Annotated in this window: 22 protein-coding genes; 15 read left to right on the top strand and 7 right to left on the bottom strand. The window is 67.1% G+C overall.

The window, feature by feature from the left end:
- The first annotated feature begins 28 nt into the window (after positions 1–28).
- The 3 genes from tesB to AC5P56_RS19415 all read left to right on the top strand — a co-directional run bounded on the left by tesB (position 29) and on the right by AC5P56_RS19415 (position 2,858).
- Complete coding sequence (gene tesB, locus AC5P56_RS19425) at positions 29–949, top strand: acyl-CoA thioesterase II (protein ID WP_005408551.1); 921 nt, start codon at positions 29–31, stop codon at positions 947–949.
- A gap of 4 nt (positions 950–953) precedes the next feature.
- Positions 954–1,463 (top strand): pathogenicity-like protein, encoded by a 510-nt coding sequence (locus AC5P56_RS19420; RefSeq protein ID WP_053494920.1) that lies wholly within the window; start codon positions 954–956, stop codon positions 1,461–1,463.
- Positions 1,464–1,640: 177 nt separating this feature from the next.
- Positions 1,641–2,858 carry an RNA polymerase sigma factor gene (locus AC5P56_RS19415; RefSeq protein WP_111205857.1) on the top strand — a complete coding sequence of 406 codons (1,218 nt, stop codon included), beginning with the start codon at positions 1,641–1,643 and terminating at the stop codon, positions 2,856–2,858.
- A gap of 51 nt (positions 2,859–2,909) precedes the next feature.
- On the opposite strand, the gene AC5P56_RS19410 is transcribed toward AC5P56_RS19415, so the two are convergent.
- Entirely contained in the window at positions 2,910–3,470 is a 561-nt protein-coding gene (locus tag AC5P56_RS19410; protein WP_014646365.1) for an EF-hand domain-containing protein, read from the bottom strand.
- A 156-nt stretch (positions 3,471–3,626) separates the two neighbouring features.
- On the opposite strand from AC5P56_RS19410, the gene AC5P56_RS19405 reads away from it, so the two are divergent.
- Both AC5P56_RS19405 and AC5P56_RS19400 read left to right on the top strand, forming a co-directional pair.
- The gene (locus AC5P56_RS19405) at positions 3,627–4,382 is read left to right on the top strand and encodes an arginyltransferase (RefSeq protein ID WP_046429513.1); all 756 of its coding nucleotides are present in this window, start codon (positions 3,627–3,629) and stop codon (positions 4,380–4,382) included.
- A 38-nt stretch (positions 4,383–4,420) separates the two neighbouring features.
- On the top strand, positions 4,421–5,635 hold the full coding sequence (locus AC5P56_RS19400) for an endonuclease/exonuclease/phosphatase family protein (RefSeq protein WP_075076119.1): 1,215 nt from the start codon (positions 4,421–4,423) through the stop codon (positions 5,633–5,635).
- Positions 5,636–5,718: 83 nt separating this feature from the next.
- Here the strand turns inward: AC5P56_RS19400 and purT are convergent, their stop codons facing one another.
- Complete coding sequence (gene purT / locus AC5P56_RS19395; protein ID WP_014646362.1) at positions 5,719–6,906, bottom strand: formate-dependent phosphoribosylglycinamide formyltransferase; 1,188 nt, start codon at positions 6,904–6,906, stop codon at positions 5,719–5,721.
- A gap of 137 nt (positions 6,907–7,043) precedes the next feature.
- Here purT and AC5P56_RS19390 point away from each other — a divergent pair, with 137 nt between their 5' ends.
- The 5 genes from AC5P56_RS19390 to AC5P56_RS19370 are packed head-to-tail and all read left to right on the top strand — an operon-like array spanning position 7,044 to position 9,742.
- The gene (locus tag AC5P56_RS19390; protein ID WP_495231865.1) at positions 7,044–7,925 is read left to right on the top strand and encodes an SPFH domain-containing protein; all 882 of its coding nucleotides are present in this window, start codon (positions 7,044–7,046) and stop codon (positions 7,923–7,925) included.
- A gap of 45 nt (positions 7,926–7,970) precedes the next feature.
- Positions 7,971–8,150 (top strand): type II toxin-antitoxin system antitoxin, encoded by a 180-nt coding sequence (locus AC5P56_RS19385; RefSeq protein ID WP_014646360.1) that lies wholly within the window; start codon positions 7,971–7,973, stop codon positions 8,148–8,150.
- Positions 8,147–8,326 carry a DUF4177 domain-containing protein gene (locus tag AC5P56_RS19380; protein WP_495231864.1) on the top strand — a complete coding sequence of 60 codons (180 nt, stop codon included), beginning with the start codon at positions 8,147–8,149 and terminating at the stop codon, positions 8,324–8,326. The genes AC5P56_RS19385 and AC5P56_RS19380 overlap by 4 nt, the downstream gene beginning before the upstream one ends.
- Before the next feature lie 3 nt (positions 8,327–8,329).
- Complete coding sequence (locus AC5P56_RS19375; RefSeq protein WP_014646358.1) at positions 8,330–8,923, top strand: PH domain-containing protein; 594 nt, start codon at positions 8,330–8,332, stop codon at positions 8,921–8,923.
- Positions 8,924–8,932: 9 nt separating this feature from the next.
- Entirely contained in the window at positions 8,933–9,742 is an 810-nt protein-coding gene (locus tag AC5P56_RS19370; protein ID WP_140222747.1) for a M15 family metallopeptidase, read from the top strand.
- A 154-nt stretch (positions 9,743–9,896) separates the two neighbouring features.
- Here the strand turns inward: AC5P56_RS19370 and AC5P56_RS19365 are convergent, their stop codons facing one another.
- The 4 genes from AC5P56_RS19365 to AC5P56_RS19350 all read right to left on the bottom strand — a co-directional run bounded on the left by AC5P56_RS19365 (position 9,897) and on the right by AC5P56_RS19350 (position 13,518).
- The gene (locus AC5P56_RS19365; RefSeq protein ID WP_134808623.1) at positions 9,897–10,268 is read right to left on the bottom strand and encodes a DUF423 domain-containing protein; all 372 of its coding nucleotides are present in this window, start codon (positions 10,266–10,268) and stop codon (positions 9,897–9,899) included.
- Between the two features lie 104 nt (positions 10,269–10,372).
- Positions 10,373–11,446 carry a polyketide cyclase gene (locus AC5P56_RS19360; RefSeq protein WP_049406424.1) on the bottom strand — a complete coding sequence of 358 codons (1,074 nt, stop codon included), beginning with the start codon at positions 11,444–11,446 and terminating at the stop codon, positions 10,373–10,375.
- 234 nt (positions 11,447–11,680) lie between these two features.
- On the bottom strand, positions 11,681–12,322 hold the full coding sequence (locus AC5P56_RS19355; RefSeq protein ID WP_006424175.1) for a response regulator: 642 nt from the start codon (positions 12,320–12,322) through the stop codon (positions 11,681–11,683).
- Positions 12,322–13,518 carry a sensor histidine kinase gene (locus tag AC5P56_RS19350; protein ID WP_032961359.1) on the bottom strand — a complete coding sequence of 399 codons (1,197 nt, stop codon included), beginning with the start codon at positions 13,516–13,518 and terminating at the stop codon, positions 12,322–12,324. Before AC5P56_RS19350 ends, AC5P56_RS19355 begins: the two co-directional genes overlap by 1 nt.
- A 150-nt stretch (positions 13,519–13,668) precedes the next feature.
- Between AC5P56_RS19350 and AC5P56_RS19345 the strand changes: the two genes are divergently transcribed.
- The 5 genes from AC5P56_RS19345 to AC5P56_RS19325 are packed head-to-tail and all read left to right on the top strand — an operon-like array spanning position 13,669 to position 16,692.
- Positions 13,669–14,265 carry a GNAT family N-acetyltransferase gene (locus AC5P56_RS19345; protein WP_014036357.1) on the top strand — a complete coding sequence of 199 codons (597 nt, stop codon included), beginning with the start codon at positions 13,669–13,671 and terminating at the stop codon, positions 14,263–14,265.
- Positions 14,211–15,056: a septum site-determining protein MinC gene (gene minC / locus AC5P56_RS19340; RefSeq protein WP_046429497.1), complete on the top strand. Its 846-nt coding sequence runs from the start codon at positions 14,211–14,213 to the stop codon at positions 15,054–15,056. The genes AC5P56_RS19345 and minC overlap by 55 nt, the downstream gene beginning before the upstream one ends.
- 37 nt (positions 15,057–15,093) lie before the next feature.
- Positions 15,094–15,903, top strand: coding sequence for a septum site-determining protein MinD (gene minD / locus AC5P56_RS19335; RefSeq protein WP_005415682.1), 810 nt, complete (start codon positions 15,094–15,096; stop codon positions 15,901–15,903).
- 2 nt (positions 15,904–15,905) lie between these two features.
- Positions 15,906–16,166, top strand: a complete 261-nt coding sequence (gene minE, locus AC5P56_RS19330; RefSeq protein ID WP_005408532.1) for a cell division topological specificity factor MinE — start codon at positions 15,906–15,908, stop codon at positions 16,164–16,166.
- A 46-nt stretch (positions 16,167–16,212) separates the two neighbouring features.
- Complete coding sequence (locus AC5P56_RS19325; RefSeq protein WP_134808622.1) at positions 16,213–16,692, top strand: hypothetical protein; 480 nt, start codon at positions 16,213–16,215, stop codon at positions 16,690–16,692.
- Between the two features lie 71 nt (positions 16,693–16,763).
- On the opposite strand, the gene AC5P56_RS19320 is transcribed toward AC5P56_RS19325, so the two are convergent.
- Positions 16,764–18,008, bottom strand: coding sequence for a DUF819 family protein (locus tag AC5P56_RS19320; RefSeq protein WP_032961385.1), 1,245 nt, complete (start codon positions 18,006–18,008; stop codon positions 16,764–16,766).
- Between the last annotated feature and the right edge of the window lie 112 nt (positions 18,009–18,120).

Below are 18,120 nucleotides of genomic sequence, written 5' to 3'. Positions count from 1 at the left end.
CGGTATAATCAGGCCCTCTTTCACTGCTGTGGCCGCCCCCTTGAACGACACGCCCGAACCCGTCGTCTCCGAGCTGATCGACCTGCTCACGCTGGAGCGGCTGGAGGACAACCTGTTCCGCGGGCAGAGCCGCGACATCGGCACCAAGTACGTGTTCGGCGGGCAGGTGCTGGGCCAGGCGCTGGCCGCGGCACAGGCCACGGTCGACAACGGCCGCCACGTGCACTCGCTGCACGCCTATTTCCTGCGCGCCGGCAACATCGACCACCCGATCGTCTACGACGTGGACCGTACCCGCGACGGCGGCAGCTTCTCGGTGCGCCGGGTCACCGCGATCCAGCACGGCAAGGTGATCTTCTTCTGCGCGGCATCGTTCCAGCAGGCCGAGACCGGCGCCGAGCACCAGCACAAGATGCCCGAAGTGCCGCAGCCGGAAGACATCGAACCGAACCGGCCGCTGCCGGCCGAAGTGCTGGAGCGGCTGCCGATCAAGGTGCAGCGCTGGCTGTCGCGCGGCGGCCCGTTCGAATTCCGCCACGTCTACCCGCGCGACGAACTGAACCCGCCCAAGCGCCCGCCCTACCACCAGGTGTGGCTGCGCCTGAGCGAGCCGGTCGGCGATGCTCCGGAACTGCACCAGGCCCTGCTGGCCTATGCCTCGGACTTCCACCTGCTGGGCACGGCGACGTTCCCGCACGGCATCAGCTACTACCACCCGCACGTGCAGATGGCCTCGCTCGACCACGCGATCTGGTTCCACCGCCCGTTCCGTGCCGACGACTGGCTGCTGTACTCGCTGGACAGCCCCAGCGCGCAGGATTCGCGCGGCCTGGCCCGCGGCCAGTTCTTCACCCGCAATGGTGTGCTGGTGGCCAGCACCGCGCAGGAGGGCCTGATCCGCGTGGTTCCCGACCAGGCTGCCGCGGCCGCCGTGCCGGCCAAGGAGTAAACCCATGCGCCAGATCTTCAGCAGCCAGCGCGTGGAAACCGTCGAAGGCGTGGCCGAGCTCCTGCGCGGGCATGGCATCGACGTCAAGGTGACCAACGGGCGCTCGTACAAGACCCGTCGCCGCGGCCAGTTCAGCTATACCGACCTCGGCAACGCCAACGCCTACCCGGCGGTATGGATCGTGCGCGCCGACGACCAGCCGCGTGCACGCGAGATCCTGCGTGAGGCGCGCCTGCTCGACACCACCCGCCGCGACCATCCGACCGCCGAGTTCGCCTTCCGCGACACGCCGGAACAGGGCAGCGGCGGCCGCAGCTGGGCCTGGCGCATCCGCATCGCCCTGCTGGTGGTGATCGCCGGCGTGGCGCTGGTGATCGGCCTGCGCCATCGCGGTGCCCCGGCCCCGGCAGCACCGGCCCCTGCCCCGCAGGCCCAGCCGCAGCAGGCGCAACCGGCCCCGCAGGCCGCACCGGAAGAGGAAGAAGTCCGGGTCCGCATCCAGCCATCGAAGTAACTCACGGGTCGTACCCGCCGCTGGCCGGCAACTGCAAAAAGGGGACGGAGGGGATTAAGTCGTTTGTGGCACAAACGACTTAATCCCCTCCGTCCCTTTTTTGTCAGCACAGAAAGTCGGTCACATTGGGCGCGCGGCTCCGTCATGGGACACAATCCCAGCAGGAGAGCCGCCGCCATGACGACGTTCGCCGCATCGATCGACCAGACCCTGGAACGCGAACTGCCCGCCGCCGCCAGCGGTTGCCAGCACGCCTACGGCCGTATCGTGCTGGCCTGCCAGAACACGGTCACCGCCATCGCCCTGGCCATCACCCGCGACCGCCAGGCCAGCGAGGACATCGCCCAGGAGGCCTTCGTGAAGGGCTGGCAGCAGCTGCACCAGCTGCGCAGCGCGACCAGCTTCCTGCCGTGGCTGCGGCAGATCACCCGCAACCTGGCCCGCGACTGGCTGCGTGCGCAACGTGGCCGGCCGCTGACCGGCGAGGCCGCGGAGGTGGCGATGGGCATGGCCGCCGACCCGGCCCCAGGTGCGGCTGATCGCCTGCAGCGGGTGGAAGAGGAGATCGCCGCCGAGGACATCATCTCCGCCCTGCCCGCTGACAGCCGCGAAGTCCTGTTGCTGTACTACCGCGAAGGACAGCGCTCGCAGCAGGTCGCCGACCTGCTCGGGCTCAGCGATGCGGCCGTGCGCAAGCGCCTGTCGCGTGCACGTGCCCTGGTGCGCGAAGGCCTGCTGCAGCGCTTCGGCGAATTCGCGCGCAGTAGTGCACCAAGCGCCGCATTCGCCACCGCCGTGGTGTCGATGGTGCTGGTGGCCGCACCCGGCACCGCCAGTGCAGCGGTGCTGCTCGGCACCGGCGTCGGCATCGGCGGCAGCAAGCTCGGCCTCGGCGGCGCCAGCGTTGCCGGTGGAACCGCGATGGGCTCGTTGACCGCCACCCTGGGCCAGTTGCATGTGCTGCCGGCCGAAAGCTGGGGGGCGGTGATCGGCGGCGTGGTGGGTGGCGCGATCGGCAGCTACCTCGGCGGGCGCTTCCTGATGTCGTACACCGAAACTGCGGCAGAGCGGGCCGATGTGCGCCGCTTCCTCTACCTCAACATCACCACCGGCATGTTCTGGTGCCTGGCGATCCTGCTGGCTGTGGTGCTGCAGGCACCGGTCTGGACGCAGCTGACGGTGCTGGCGGTCGGGTTGGGCGTGGTCAACTACCAGTGCCTGGTGACGCTGCAGCGGGTGATGGCACCGATGATCGCGCGCGATTCGGCGCGGCGCGGGCGAACCGGCATCAACTGGAAGTTCGAATCGATGTACGGCCGCACCGCCATCATCGCCATGAACCTGATGGTCATTGCGCTTGTGGCGTACTCGCTGATGCGCAGCGGCCGCTTGTAACGGACAACGCCGGCAGTGCCGCCGGCGTTGTCGTCATCACTGCATTGACCCTCAGCGCTGCGGCTTCGGTGCGCCGCCGTCGCGCGGACCGCCATGGCGCGGGCCTCCATGCATCGGGCCCTTGGCCGCATCAAACTCGGCCTTGCTCAGCTGGCCGTCCTTGTTGGTGTCGGCGGCGGCGAACCAGGCATCACGATGCTGCTTCATGCGCAGCTCGCGGTCGGCCTTGTCCAGGTAGCCGTCCTTGTTCAGATCAAGCTGGTCGAAGCGCGCGGCCAGGCGCGGATCGGCCTTGGCTTCCTCGCGGCTGATGCGGCCATCCTTGTTGACGTCCAGCGCGGCCCAGCGCTCACCGCCGTGGCCACGACGGCCATGCTGCCAGCGCGGCAGCTCGTCGCGCGAGAGCTTGCCGTCCTTGTTCTTGTCCAGCTCGTCGAACTTCGCGGCCAGGCGCGGGTTGGCGGCCGCCTCGCTGCGGTCGATCACGCCGTCACCGTTGGTGTCCAGCTTGGCCGGGCGCGGTGCCGGCGTGGCCGGGGTGTCGGCCGCCAGCGCGATACCGGATGCGGAGGTGCCGAGCAGCAGGGCCAGCAGCAGGGGGGTACGGATCATGAGGTCACTCCTGGGAATGGGAACAGCGTCGGGGTGATCACTTCACCCTCGGGGGACAACAACGCCCGGGCGCGACGTCGGTTGACGCTACTGCCGATTCCATTCATCCGGCGGACAGTCGCCGCCACTGCGACAACCTGGGGCTATGCTGTGCCCATGGCGATACATGGCGACAGAGACGACGAACTGCGACTTTTCCAGACCGGCGAGCACCCCTGCGGGTACTGGTCGGACCGGGTGGCACGCGACCTGGTGCTGGACCCGAACGACCGCCGCCTCGGCGCGCTCTATCCACTGGCACTGAGCTGGGGCTTCCGCCGCAGCGGCGACCTGGTCTACCGGCCGCATTGCGCGCACTGCCAGGCCTGCGTGGCGGTGCGCATCCCGGTGGCCCGCTTCGCCCCGGACCGCAGCCAGCGCCGCTGTGCCACCCGCAATGACGACCTGGAGGTGCGGATCACCGCCGCCACCGCCCGCGATGACCTGTTCGCGCTGTACCACCGCTACCTCACCCACCGCCATGCCAACGGCGGCATGGACGACCACGGCCCGCACGAGTTCGAGCAGTTCCTGATCGGCAGCTGGTCGCACACCCGCTTCATGGAGATGCGCCTGCCCGGCCACGACGGCCAGCCCAGCCAGCTGCTGGGGGTAGCGGTGACCGACGTCACCGAGCACGGCCTGTCGGCGGTCTACACCTTCTTCGACCCGGACCACCCCGCGCGCGGGCTGGGCACCTTCGCGATCCTGCAGCAGATCGAGTGGGCACGCCGAGAGGGGCTGCCGCACGTGTATCTGGGCTACTGGATCCGCGGCCACCAGAAGATGGACTACAAGCGCCGCTTCCATCCGCTGGAAGCCTACGATGGCCGCCGCTGGCACGATTTCGACAAGGATCTGGACGGGCGCTGACAAACCGCTGACACCGGGCCGGGTGCACAATACGGCCCATGAACATGACCCGCCGCCATCCCCTGATCCTCGCCCTGGCCCTGCTCTGCGGCGCCACCGCCCCTGCCTTCGCCACGTCCCCTGCGATGACCGAAAAGCCGTCCGCTGCGCTGCGCCTGGCCACCTACAACACCTCGCTGTACTCCGATGACGCCGGTGGCCTGATCAAGGAGCTGGAAGGCGACAGCGAACACGCGCGCAAGATCGCCGCAGTGCTGCAGCAGGTGCGCCCGGACCTGGTGCTGCTGAACGAATTCGACTTCGACGACGCCCATCGCGCCGCCGACCTGTTCCAGAAGCGCTACCTGGAGGTCGCCCAGCCCGGTGGCGGCAAACCGCTGCACTTCGCCTACCGCTATCTGGCACCGGTCAACACCGGCGTGCCCAGCGGCCTGGACCTGGACAACAACGGCGTGGTCGGTGGCGAAGGCCGCAGCCGCGGCAACGATGCCTGGGGCTACGGCCTGCACCCGGGCCAGTACGGCATGCTGGTGCTGTCGCGCTACCCGATCGACGAAGCCAGGGTGCGCAGCTTCCAGCTACTGAAGTGGAGCGCGATGCCCGGCGCGATCCGCCCGATCGACCCACGTACCGGCCAGAGCTTCTACAACGACCATGTGTGGTCGCAGCTGCGCCTGTCGTCGAAGTCGCATTGGGACGTGCCGGTGAAGACCCCGGCCGGCGTGGTGCACGCGCTGGTGTCGCACCCGACCCCGCCGGTGTTCGACGGCCCGGAAAAGCGCAACGCGGCGCGCAACCATGACGAACTGCGCCTGTGGCAGGAATACCTGTCCAAGGGTGACAAGCCATGGCTGTGCGACGACAAGGGTCAGTGCGGCGGCCTGGCCCAGGACGCGCGCTTCGTGATCCTCGGCGACCTCAACAACGACCCGGTCGATGGCGATGGCCGCCATGAGGCGATCGTCGAACTGATCGAGAACGCCCGCGTGCTGCGCTACCCCACCCCGCGCAGCGTCGGTGGCGAGCAGACCAGCCTGGCCTATGCGGCCAAGGGCATCGAGCGCAAGGGCGCACCGTTCCATGCCACCGGCGATTTCGGCCCGAAGTCCGGCACCATGCGCCTGGACTACGTACTGCCCTCGACCGGTTTCGAATATGTCGGCAGCGGTATCTTCTGGCCGGCCAATGAAAGCCCGGAAGCGAAGATCGCCGACGGCAGCGACCACCACCTGGTGTGGGTGGACGTGCGGTAGAGTCGACGGCCCTGAAAAGGGGACGGAGGGGATTAAGTCGTTTGTGGCACAAACGACTTAATCCCCTCCGTCCCCTTTTTGCTTTACGGGCGCAGTTCGACGCCGATGGCGTCGGCGGCATCTCGCGCGATGGCGCGCGCCTCGTCGATGGTTTCCGCGCGCGCCAGGGTGACACCGACGCGGCGATGGCCATGCACGCTCGGCTTGCCGAACAGGCGTACGGCAGTATCCGGCACCTGCAATGCAGCGGCGACGTTGTTGAAGTACGGCACGCCCTCGCCGTGTGCCAACAGCGCGCACGACGCCGACGGGCCGCTCTGGCGGATCACCGGGATCGGCAGGCCGAGGATGGCGCGCGCATGCAGCGCGAACTCGCTCAACTCCTGCGATACCAGCGTCACCAGGCCGGTGTCGTGCGGGCGCGGCGACACTTCGCTGAACCACACTTCGTCGCCCTTCACGAACAGCTCCACGCCGAACAGGCCCCAGCCGCCAAGGTCGTCGGTGATCGCACGTGAGATCTCCTCGGCACGTGCCAGTGCCGCGCTCGACATCGGCTGCGGCTGCCAGCTTTCGCGGTAGTCGCCATCCTTCTGCAGATGGCCGATCGGCGCACAGAACGAGGTGCCACCGGCATGGCGCACGGTCAGCAGGGTGATCTCGTAATCGAAATCGATGAAGCCTTCGACGATGCAGCGGCCGGCACCGGCGCGGCCACCGGTCTGCGCGTAGTCCCAGGCCGGGGCGATGTCCGCCTCGCTGCGCAGGGTGCTCTGGCCCTTGCCCGAGGACGACATCACCGGCTTGACCACGCACGGCAGGCCGATGGCGGCGACGGCAGCACGGTATTCGGCCTCGGTATCGACGAAGCGGTACGGCGAGGTCGGCAGGCCCAGGGTTTCGGCGGCCAGGCGACGGATGCCTTCGCGATCCATGGTCAGGCGTGCGGCGCGCGCGGTCGGGATCACCCGCAGGCCCTGCTCCTGTTCCAGCTGGACCAGGGTCTCGGTGTGGATGGCCTCGATTTCCGGCACCACCAGGTGCGGCTGCTCCTGGGCGATCAGCGCCCGCAGCGCCATCGCATCGAGCATGTCGATCACGTGCGAGCGGTGCGCGACCTGCATGGCCGGGGCGTCGGCATAGCGATCAGCGGCGATCACCTCCACGCCCAGCCGCTGCAGCTCGATGGCCACCTCCTTGCCGAGTTCGCCCGAGCCCAGCAGCAGCACGCGGGTGGCGGAGGGGGACAACGGCGTTCCAAGCTTGGCCATGGCGGTTCCAGCAGCGATGTGAAGGCGGGAGGGCATTCTAGCTGGCCGGGCACCCTGACCATGGCATCCGACGAACGGTAGTGGACAGGTGATATCACTTTGATATCTTAAATTTGAACCCTCAAGGACGTACCGCCATGAAAGAGAAGTCGCTGTCTTCCCTCAACGGCCTCGGCACGCTGGTCGGCGCCCTGCTCGTCGGCCTCGCCGGCTCCGCCCTGTTCGTGGTGGGCGTGGCAGCCAAGGCCAGCACCGGCTCGCCCAGCCTGCTGCTGATGCTGCTGGGCGCCCTGCTGGTGGCGCTGGGCGTGTTCATCCTGGCCGGTCTGTACACCATCCAGCCCAACCAGGCGGCGGTCCTTAGCCTGTTCGGCAAGTACGTGGGCACGGTGAAGGACAACGGCCTGCGCTGGAACAACCCCTTCTTTGCCAAGCGCCGGGTCAGCCAGCGCGTGCGCAACTTCGAGAGCGGCAAGCTGAAAGTCAACGAGCTGGACGGCAGCCCGATCGAGATCGCCGCGGTGATCGTCTGGCAGGTGGTCGACGCCTCCGAGGCCGTCTACAACGTGGACGACTACGAGAGCTTCGTGCACATCCAGTCCGAATCGGCGCTGCGTGCGATGGCCACCAGCTATCCCTACGACCAGCACGAAGACGGCCAGCTGGCCCTGCGCAGCCATGCCAGCGAGATCTCCCAGCACCTGAAGAACGAGCTGGCCGAACGCCTGGCCGACGCCGGCGTGCAGGTGATCGACGCACGCATCAGCCATCTCGCCTACGCCGCCGAAATCGCCCAGGCGATGCTGCAGCGTCAGCAGGCCAACGCGGTGATCGCCGCACGCACGCGCATCGTGGCCGGTGCGGTGGGCATGGTTGAAATGGCCCTGGCCGAACTGCAGAAGAACGGCGTGGTGCAGCTGGATGAAGAACGCAAGGCGCACATGGTCAGCAACCTGCTGACCGTGCTGTGCTCGGACCGCGGTACCCAGCCGATCGTCAACGCCGGTTCGCTGTACTGAACCACCCTCGCAACGGGGTGCCCCACCACCCCGCCAGGAGCTTGCATGAGTGAGAAGAAAGCCTACCCGCTGCGCATCAATGCCGACGTCCTGGCCGCCGCGCAACGCTGGGCTGACGACGAGCTGCGCAGCCTCAACGCACAGATCGAATACGTGCTGCGCGACGCCCTGCGCAAGGCAGGACGCCTGCCGAAACCCACGCCATCTTCGGGGGACAAGGAATGAGCAAGCACTGGAGCTACCAGACGATCGAGGTCAAGACGTCCATGATGGGCCAGCTCAAGGCCGAGGACATCCAGAGCGAACTGAGCCGCCAGGGCCAACTGGGCTGGGAGCTGGTCAACATCATCATCCCCGCACCGATGCGCCCGGCGATGCTGGTATTCAAGAAGGAGGCCTGAGCCATGGGTGCCAGCGATCCAAAGCAGTACGAGGTGGCCGAGAGTTCGCCGTTGCGCGTGCTGTGGATCGTGCTGCCCCTGCTCGCCGCCTTCGTGGCCTGCCTGTATGCGCAGTTGTACAAGGCACCGGCCACGGCGCCCTGGATCGAAGTAACGCTGTCGCCGCCCTGGTTCCGGATGGGCGGCAGTGCCGCCTGGAGTCTGCTGGTGATCGCCGCGCTCGGCATCGGGTTGGGCGCGGCGTTCTTCCGCCGCCGGGTGGAACTGGCCGACGACGTGCTGGACGTGCGCTCGACGATGTACCGCCGCCGCGTTCCGGTGGCACAGCTGCGGCTGGACCAGGCCGAGGTGGTCGACCTGCAGCGTGACCGCCGCTATGGCATTCGTTTCAAGACCAATGGCTATGCGATGCCGGGCTTCTATTCCGGCCACTTCCGCCTGCAGGGCGGCGGCAAGGGGTTCGCGCTGGTCACCGACCGCACGCGCGTTCTCGCCCTGCCGGTCAGCGATGGCAGCACGCTGCTGCTCAGCCTGGAGCGGCCGCAGGTGCTGCTGGACGCACTGCGCAAGGTGGCCGCACCGGCGCCTCGGCGGTAAGCTGCGGCGATGCAACGACGCGCCCCCCTGCTGATCAATACCGAGGCCATCGAGCTGTGGCCCGCCCATCTGCTGCGCGCACGAAGCAACCTGGATGCCCGCCTGCTGTCGCAGGCACAGTGGGTGCTGCGGCGCAAGCGCGATGGCCGCTACCTGGCGGCGGTAACGACGCATGGCGTGCATTCGCTGGTGCCACGCCTGCCGCGCGAGCCCGGGGCCGAGGACGCACTGGCGCTGCTCGATGCAGCGGCGGCACGTCCGTTCGGCGCTGCGCTGCAGGAACAGTGGCTGCCGCTGGCCGGGCTGCAGCAGCGCCTGCAGCAGCTCGGCCTGGACCCGCAGCGCTACGCCGACGACAGCGGCCTGCCGCTGGAGCCCGAACCGTGCCTGCTGCATTTTGCCGGCCGCGACCGCTTCGCCCGGCCGCTATGGCTGCGCCGTGGCGCCGCGCAGGGCTGGCGACGGATGCGACTGCACGCGGCACGGGATGGCATTGCGCTGGACGCGATCTCCGGCTTCCGCAGCCATGCCTACCAGCTGGGCATCTTTGAACGGAAACTGGCGCGCGGCCTGAGCGTGGCGGAGATCCTGAAGGTCAATGCCGCCCCGGGTTTCAGCGAACACCACAGCGGCCACGCGCTGGACATCGGCACACCGGGCGACGCCCCGGCCGAGGAATCATTTGAAGCCACCGACGCGTTCGCCTGGCTGCAGGTGCATGCCGGCGGGCATGGCTTCCATCTGAGCTACCCACGCGACAACCCGCACGGCATCGTCTACGAACCCTGGCACTGGTGCTGGAGGCCGGCCAACAGCTGAGCCCCTCGTGGCGCCCGCACGCGGAATGGAACGAGAGAGCGAAGACAAAAGCGGGCCGCTTCGCTCGAAGCCGAGCATGGCTCGGCTCTACAGCAGCTGCCGCGCAACGCCCCCATGTCGTGCCGAGCCATGCTCGGCTGTACCCGGATTGCCGTCACCGCCTCAACGCATTGATCGCCAGCACCACCCAGCCGGCCATTATGCTGGTGCCACCGATCGGCGCCATCCGCGTCGGCCACTGCCACAGCGCCCCGCCCACCAGGCTGCCTGAAAACAACAGCACACCCAGCAGCAGCACGTACAGCGCCAGGTGTGCGATCGCCCCGTGCGCGCGCGGCCCGAGTGCCACCAGTACCGCACCATGCGCGAACGCGTACAGCGCCGCCATGTTCAGGTGCTGCTGCGCCAGCGGATCGGCCACGCCATGCGAGGCGTAGGCGGACAGGCCGATCGAGGCAGCGGCCAGCAGCGCCCCCAGGCAGGCGAGCAGGGACGGCTTACGTGCACGACGTTCGAGATTGAACATGGGGGCTCCTTGCGCAGCGCCCCTTGCCGGGCGCCGGATCAAAAAAAACGCGCCGCAATGAGCGGCGCGTTTTCGTGTCCAACACTACATGGGTCAGCCGAGGCTTACTTGACGGCCCAGTAGATGTCGTAGGTCGCTTCCGGGGTGAACGACTTGTCGATGCCGTCCTTCCAGGTTTCGTACGGGCGGTCGATGACTTCGTTGCCCGAAGTCACGGCCCAGGCACGCAGGCCGTTGCGGGCCACGTCCAGACCCGCCATGTGGCCGGTGTAGGCCGCATGCGCCGAACGGTGCGGAGCAACGTGCACGTACTTGACCGGAGCGCCGCCGTCGATCTTGACGGTCAGCTCGTCGGCAGCAGCACCTTCAGCACCCTTCTTCTTCACCGGCTGGGCGATGTCGAAGGCGTACTTCTCCTGGCCGAAGTCGGTGGTGATGATGCGGAACGGGCCGGCGGCTTCAAGGCCATTGGCCTCCATCACGCGCTTGATCCACTCCTGGTTGTCCTTGATGGACTTGGTGATGGTGTCCTGACCGCGGTCCACGTTGCCGGCGTTGACCACCAGCAGGTTCTCGGCCGGCACTTCAACGATGGCCAGGTCGGTCAGCGGGGCTTCCGGCGTGCGGTAGTCCACGTTCGGCACGGTTGCGAGCATGTTGGCGATGCGCGACAGGCCCAGCTTGATGTCGTCGCCGATCTGGCGGCTGACATACAGGCCGGCGTAACGGCCGAACAGGTCGAAGCCGTACTTCACCGAGTAGTCCTGGGTGATCTTGACGTTGCGACCGCCCTTGCCGGTCGGCTCCAGGTTGAAGGTGGTGACCTTGTCGTGACCCTTGGTGGCGTCTTCGATGGCGATCACAACACGCTTGTTCTCTTCGGCTTCGGTGATCTTCCAGGAACCGGTGCCCAGCTCCTTGGAGGTGAAGTCGAGGGTGGCACCGGTACCGGAGGCCGGGCCGGACAGCTTCAGTTCAACGGCGGGATCGCGCAGTACCAGCGGGTTCCAGTCCTTGAAGCGGCGCAGGCTGCTGACCGTGTCGTACACGATCGTCATCTTGCGGTTGGTCTCGATGCTTTCGGTGATGTGACGCTCGCCCGGCAGACATACGCCAATGATGACGAACAGGCCAGCCACGATCCCCAAGGCGATCAGGAACTCGATAATACGGGTCATTCAGAGAGTCTCCGGGGCCGATCCCACGGCCGGGTTGATTGAAGCGAAGCGCCAATCCTAGCAGGCTTCGCGGGCATTGTTTATCGGGATTGGCGCACCGGTTTCCCTGCCGGCTGCGTATTTGTATGGACAAAGAATTCGAAGGGTAACGCATACCGCTACCCGGCAAGTAGGGGGCAACCTTGGCAGGAACCCGTAACTACGACCCAAGTCTTTGTACTTGAACGATTTTCTTCAGACCAGCTGGAGTTCGAACGCCTTCAGTACGGCACGCGTACGGTCGCGCACGCCCAGCTTGGACAGGATGTTGGACACGTGGTTCTTGATGGTGCCTTCGGCCACGCCCAGCGAATTGGCGATCTCCTTGTTGGAGAAGCCGCTGGCCATCAGCCGCAGGATCTCGGTCTCGCGGTCGGTCAGCGGGTCCGGGCGGTCCAGGCTGACGAACTCGTTGCGCATGTGCTCCAGGCCGGACAGCAGGCGCTGGGTCACCGCCGGCTGCACCAGCGAACCGCCGTCGGCCACGGTACGGATGGCACCGACCAGCTGCGCCAGGGTGACATCCTTGAGCAGGTAGCCCTTGGCACCGGCCTTGAGCCCGGCCAGCACCAGCTGGTCATCGTCGAACGTGGTGAGGATGATGGTCGGCGGCAGCTGTTCCTGCCGCGACAGCACCTGCAGTGCCTCCAGACCGGACATCACCGGCATGCGCATGTCCATCAGCACCACGTCGGGGCGCACCTGCGGTATCAGCTCGACCGCCTGCCGGCCGTCGCCGGCCTCGGCCACCACCTCGATGCCGTCGTCGAGCGCCAGCAGGGAGCGGATTCCCTGCCGCACCAGGGTTTGGTCGTCGACCAGGCAGACGCGAATCATCAACGCACTCCTTCAGGAACCTTGGTAAGGGCCGCCACCAGCACCGTTGCCGGCACCGTCGCCCGCAGCCGGAAGCCTTCTCCGGGACGGGTTTCGATCTGCAGCTGGCCACCACATTGTTGCAGGCGCTCGCGCATGCCGCGCAAGCCATTGCCTACATTGACCATATCCGCGCCGACGCCGTCGTCGCGGGCCTCCACCACCACCCGGTCGGGGGCTTCACGGTACACCTTGATCCACAGGTGGCGGGCGCCGGCGTGGCGCACCGCGTTGGTAATGATCTCCTGGGTACAGCGCAGCAGCACGTGGGCCCGCTGCGGGTCTTCCACGTTCAACGGATCCTCGATCTCCAGCTGGATATCCAGCGAGGGCACGTTCTCGGTCAGCGGGCGCAGCGCCGCGGCCAGATCGATCGCGCCGGTCTCGCGCAGCTGGCTGACCACCTCGCGCACATTGCCCAGCAGCAGCTTGGCCAGCGCGTGCGAGCGCTTCACGTGGTCCAGCGCCTGGCCCTCGGCCAGGTGGCCGGCGACCTCCAGGTTCAGGGTCAGCGCAGTCAGCTGATGGCCCAGCAGGTCGTGCAGCTCGCGCGAAATGCGGGTGCGCTCGTTGACCCGCGCGCTCTCGGCCAGCAGGGCGCGGGTGGCACGCAGCTCCGAATTGAGCCGGCGCTGCTCGTCGCGGGCCTCGGTCTGCTGCCGTGCAACCAGGCTGGTCACGAAGATGAACATGGAGAAGCCGCCGTACAGCAGCGACTGCATCACCGCTTCGAACAGCGGGAAGCGCAGCAGCAGGTAATAGACCGGCGCCACCGCCAGCTGGCTGACCAGCAGCCACAGCACCCCCAGCCGTACCGACAGCATCCACGGAATGACCCCGGCGGCCACCATCATCAGGATGCTGCCCAGGCCCGAACCGCTGAGGAAACTGACCCCCAGCGCCGAGACCGTCAGCAACAGCAGCAGGCCGCGGTCCAGCCAGCTGGTGTGGCTGTCGCTGCGCAGGATGCGGGTCAACCAGTAGTAGGCCGTGCCGAAGGACAGGTAGGCGACGAACAACAGGATCGCCCAGCCGCCCATGTCACCGCGGCTGTGCAGGTTCTCGAACTGCGAGTACGCCAGGGGCAGGCCGACCATGACCCAGGTGAACAGGCCGGCCAGGCGGAGGACGCGGGTATGGCTGAGGACTCCCAACATGCCAGCACTCTACGGGCCGCGCCTGCGCACCGCACCCCACGGAAGTCATGCCTGCCCGGTCGCCTGTTCATGCCGCAGCCCACCCCGGGCATGCAATAATCGTGCGCAGGGTCCCTTGATGGACCAACCGCGTTACCCCACGGAGTCACAATGTCGATTGTCATCCGCGACGTGCGCGAGCACGAGCTCGATTCCGTCCTGGCTTTGAACAACAACGCTGGCCTGGCCATCCTTCCCCTGGATGCGGCCCGCCTGCGCCTGTTCTATGAAACCGCTGAGTATTTCCGCGTCGCCGAGCGCGACGGCAACCTGGCCGGCTTCCTGATCGGCTTCGGCAGCGACAGCCAGCACGACAGCAGCAATTTCGCCTGGTTCAAGCAGCAGCTGGACACCCCGTTCTTCTATATCGACCGCATCGTGGTCGCCAGCCGCCGTCGTGGCGGTGGCGTCGGGCGTGCGTTCTACGCCGACGCGCAGAGCTTCGCCGAGCTGCGCTACCCGCAGATGACCTGCGAAGTCTTCCTCGACCATGGCGCCGATGCCGCCCTGCTCTTCCACGGCAGCTTCGGCTTCCGCGAGCTGGGCCAGAACACCATGCCGCAGGTCGATGTGCGCGCCAGCATGCTGGCCAAGGAACTGTGCAGCTACCCGTGGGTCCAGGAGACCTACGGCGACAAGCTGCCGGATGTGGCATGGACACGCGCCCGGCAGCTGCCGGCGCAGGCACAGCGGCCGACGGGGACCTGAGCGTGGCGGTGAATTTCGATTACGAACAGGCCGGTGAACTGAAGATCGGCCAGGTGGGCATCGCCAACCTGCGCATCCGTACCCTTGATGTCGAACGCCTCGTGCAGGAAATGCGCGAGCGCGTGACCCGCGCACCGAAGCTGTTCGGCCGCGCCGCGGTGATCCTCGACTTCGGCGGCCTGAGCCAGGTGCCGGACGTGGCCACCGCGCAGGCGCTGGTCGACGGCCTGCGCAGCGCCGGGGTGCTGCCGGTGGCGCTGGCCTACGGCACCAGCGCGGTCGACCTGCTCTCCCAGCAGCTCGGCCTGCCGCTGCTGGCCAAGTTCCGCGCGCAGTACGAGCGTGCCGAGGGCGAACCGGCCCCGCCGCCGCCCGCACCGGAACCGCGCCGGGCAGCCCGTGCCGAACCGAAGCCAGCTCCGGCGACGCCGGTGGCCAAGGTGGCCGACGCCGCTGCACCGCAGCCGGGCCGCATGCAGCTGGGCAACGTGCGTTCGGGCCAGCAGCTGTACGCGGAAAACTGCGACCTGACCGTGATGGCCACTGTCGGCGCCGGCGCCGAGGTCATCGCCGATGGCAGCATCCATATCTACGGCACCCTGCGCGGCCGCGCGCTGGCAGGGGCCCAGGGCAACACCGCGGCACGCATCTTCTGCCGTGATTTCCATGCGGAACTGGTGGCCATTGCCGGCCACTACAAGGTACTGGACGATGTTCCGGACAACCTGCGCGGCAAGGCCGTCCAGGTGTGGCTGGAACAGGACCAGATCAAGATCGCTGCGCTGGACTGACGCAGCACCAAACTCATGCAGAACCAGGAGAAGTCCTTTGGCTGAAATCATCGTAGTCACCTCCGGCAAGGGCGGCGTCGGCAAGACCACTTCCAGCGCGAGCCTGGCCTGCGGCCTGGCGCGGCGCGGCAAGAAGGTGGCGGTGATCGACTTCGACGTCGGCCTGCGCAACCTCGACCTGATCATGGGCTGCGAACGCCGCGTGGTGTACGACTTCGTCAACGTCGTGCACGGCGAAGCCACCCTCAAGCAGGCCCTGATCAAGGACAAGCGCTTCGACAACCTGTACGTGCTGGCGGCCTCGCAGACCCGCGACAAGGACGCACTGACCCAGGAAGGCGTGGGCAAGGTCCTGAAGGACCTGGCCGCCGACGGCTTCGACTACATCATCTGCGACTCCCCGGCCGGCATCGAGAAGGGCGCCTTCCTGGCGATGTACTTCGCCGACCGCGCGGTGGTGGTGGTGAACCCGGAAGTGTCGTCGGTGCGCGACTCCGACCGCATCATCGGCCTGCTCGATTCGAAGACCCACAAGGCCGAATCCGGCCAGGACGTGCCGGCCTTCCTGCTGCTGACCCGCTACACCCCGCTGCGCGTGGAAAGCGGCGAGATGCTGAGCATCGCCGACGTCGAGGAAGTCCTCGGCCTGAAGGCGATCGGCGTGATTCCGGAATCGGGCGACGTGCTCAACGCCTCCAACAAAGGCGAGCCGGTCATCCTGGATGTCGAATCCGCTGCCGGCCAGGCCTATGAAGACGCCGTCGCGCGCATCCTCGGCGAAGAACGCCCGATGCGCTTCACCAACGTCGAGAAGAAGGGCTTCTTCAGCAAGCTGTTCGGAGGGTAAGCATGGGCCTGTTTGATTTCCTCAAAGCGAAGAAGACCACCGCCGAAACCGCCAAGAACCGCCTGCAGATCATCATCGCGCAGGAACGCAGCCACCGTGGTGGCCCGGACTACCTGCCGCTGCTGCAGCGCGAGCTGCTGGAAGTGATCAAGAAGTACGTGAACATCGACGTCGATGCGGTGAAGGTCGACCTGGTGAAGGATGGCCAGCACGATGTGCTGGACATCTCCGTGGCGCTGCCGGAAGGCCCGGACAAACCCTGATCCCCTGCCCCGCCCGTGCCTGCATGGGCGGGGCTGCCTGACCCGCATGACCGATACGACAACCGCCGTGGACATCACCTGCGTGGGCGACATCGCCTTCGCCGATGCGCAGTGCCTGCTCGCCGCGCATGGCCTGCGGCTGCACCACGTGGCCGCCGGCGAGCCGATTCCCGGCAGCTACTGGGGCGAGCCCGAGGCGGGCATCATCGCCAGCAACGTCTACGTGCGCGATGACACGCCCGTGCACTCGATGCTGCATGAGGCCTGCCACCTGATCGTACTGTCGCCGGAGCGGCGGGCGCAGGTGCATACCGATGCCACCGACTCGGTGGCCGAGGAAGACGCGACCTGCTACCTGCAGATCGTGCTGGCCGGGCAGCTGCCCGGCGTCGGCAGCCAGCGGCTGATGGCCGACATGGATGCCTGGGGGTATACGTATCGGCTGGGATCTACGAAAGCGTGGTTCGAGCAGGACGCCGAAGACGCGAAGGCATGGTTGATCGAACGCGGGTTGCCAGTGGCGTGATTCACCGGGAACCGGGGTCAGATCCCTTTTGCGTCGCAAAAGGGATCTGACCCCATCACCCCGTCGCCGTATCAGCCCTGCCCGGCCAGTGCGCGCAGGGTGATGCCGACGATGTAGGCCAGGTAGGTGCCGGTGGCATAGCCCATCGTGCCCAGCAGCACGCCCACCGGCGCCAGGGCCGGATGGAACGCGGCCGCCACCACCGGCGCCGAGGCCGGGCCACCGATGTTCGACTGCGAACCGATGGCGAAATAGAAGAACGGCACCTTCAGCAACTTGCCCAGGCACCACAGCAGCACGATGTGCACGGCAATCCAGATCAGGCCAAGCAGGAACAGCCACGGGCGATCCAGCAGCGCCAGCAGATCCATCTGCATGCCGATGCAGGCGATCAGGAAGTACAGCAGCAACGAACCCAGCCGCGATGCACCCGCCCCTTCCAGGTTGCGTGCGCGGGTGAAACTCAGGCTCAGGCCCAGCGTGGTCGACAGCACCACCACCCACACGAACGGCGCGTCCAGGCTGAACTGCGACGCCCAGCTGACGTTGGCCTTGAACCAGGCCGCCAGCGGCGCACCGATCGCATGCGACAGGCCGACGCCGCCGAAGGCCACCGCCACGATCAGCATCAGATCGGTCAGGCTGGGAATGCGTTCGTGCTCGGCCTGGAAGCGCGCGATGCGTTCCTTCAGTTCATCGATGGCCGAGGTATCAGCGCCACTGCGTGCATCGATCTTCGCTGCACGTCCTGCCAGGAAGATCAGCGCGGCCATCCACACGTAACCGACGCCGACATCGACCACCGCGAACTGGCCAAAGGTGGTCGCGTTGACGTCGAACACTTCGCGCATCGCCAGCATGTTGGCACCACCACCGATCCAGCTGCCGGCCAGTGCCGCCATGCCGGCCCAGGTATCGCCGGCCACGGTGTCGGGATGGATCGCGCGCATCACCAGGAACGCCACCACCGCACCGAGCATGATGCTGGCCGAGGCGCCCAGGTACATCAGTACCAGCTTCGGGCCGAGCCGCAGGATGCCCTTGATATCCACTGCCAGGGTCAGCAGGATCAGCGCCGCCGGCAACAGGATGTCGCGCGCGATCGGGTTGTAGAGCTTGGTGTTCTGGCCGTCGATCAGGCCGACGGTGTTGTAGATGCCGGGAATCAGGTAGCACAGCAGCAGCGCTGGCACGAACGTATAGAAGCGCTTCCACAGCCCCTGCTCGCGCGAGGCGGTCCAGAACACGGCGCCAAGAGTGGCGGCGATCAAACCGAAGACGACGATGTCGTTCTGGATCAGGGCAGTCGAAGGCATGCAGGCGCTCTGGTAGAGCCGGCCGCTGGCCGGCTGCTGGTGGCGGCAGATCAGGAAGGTGTGCCGACCAACGGTCGGCACCCACCGGTAAAGCAGATGGTGAAACAGAAGC

The sequence above is a fragment of the Stenotrophomonas sp. YJH_SMC_131 genome (assembly GCF_059367975.1).
This window is presented reverse-complemented; position numbering and strand designations above follow the sequence as displayed.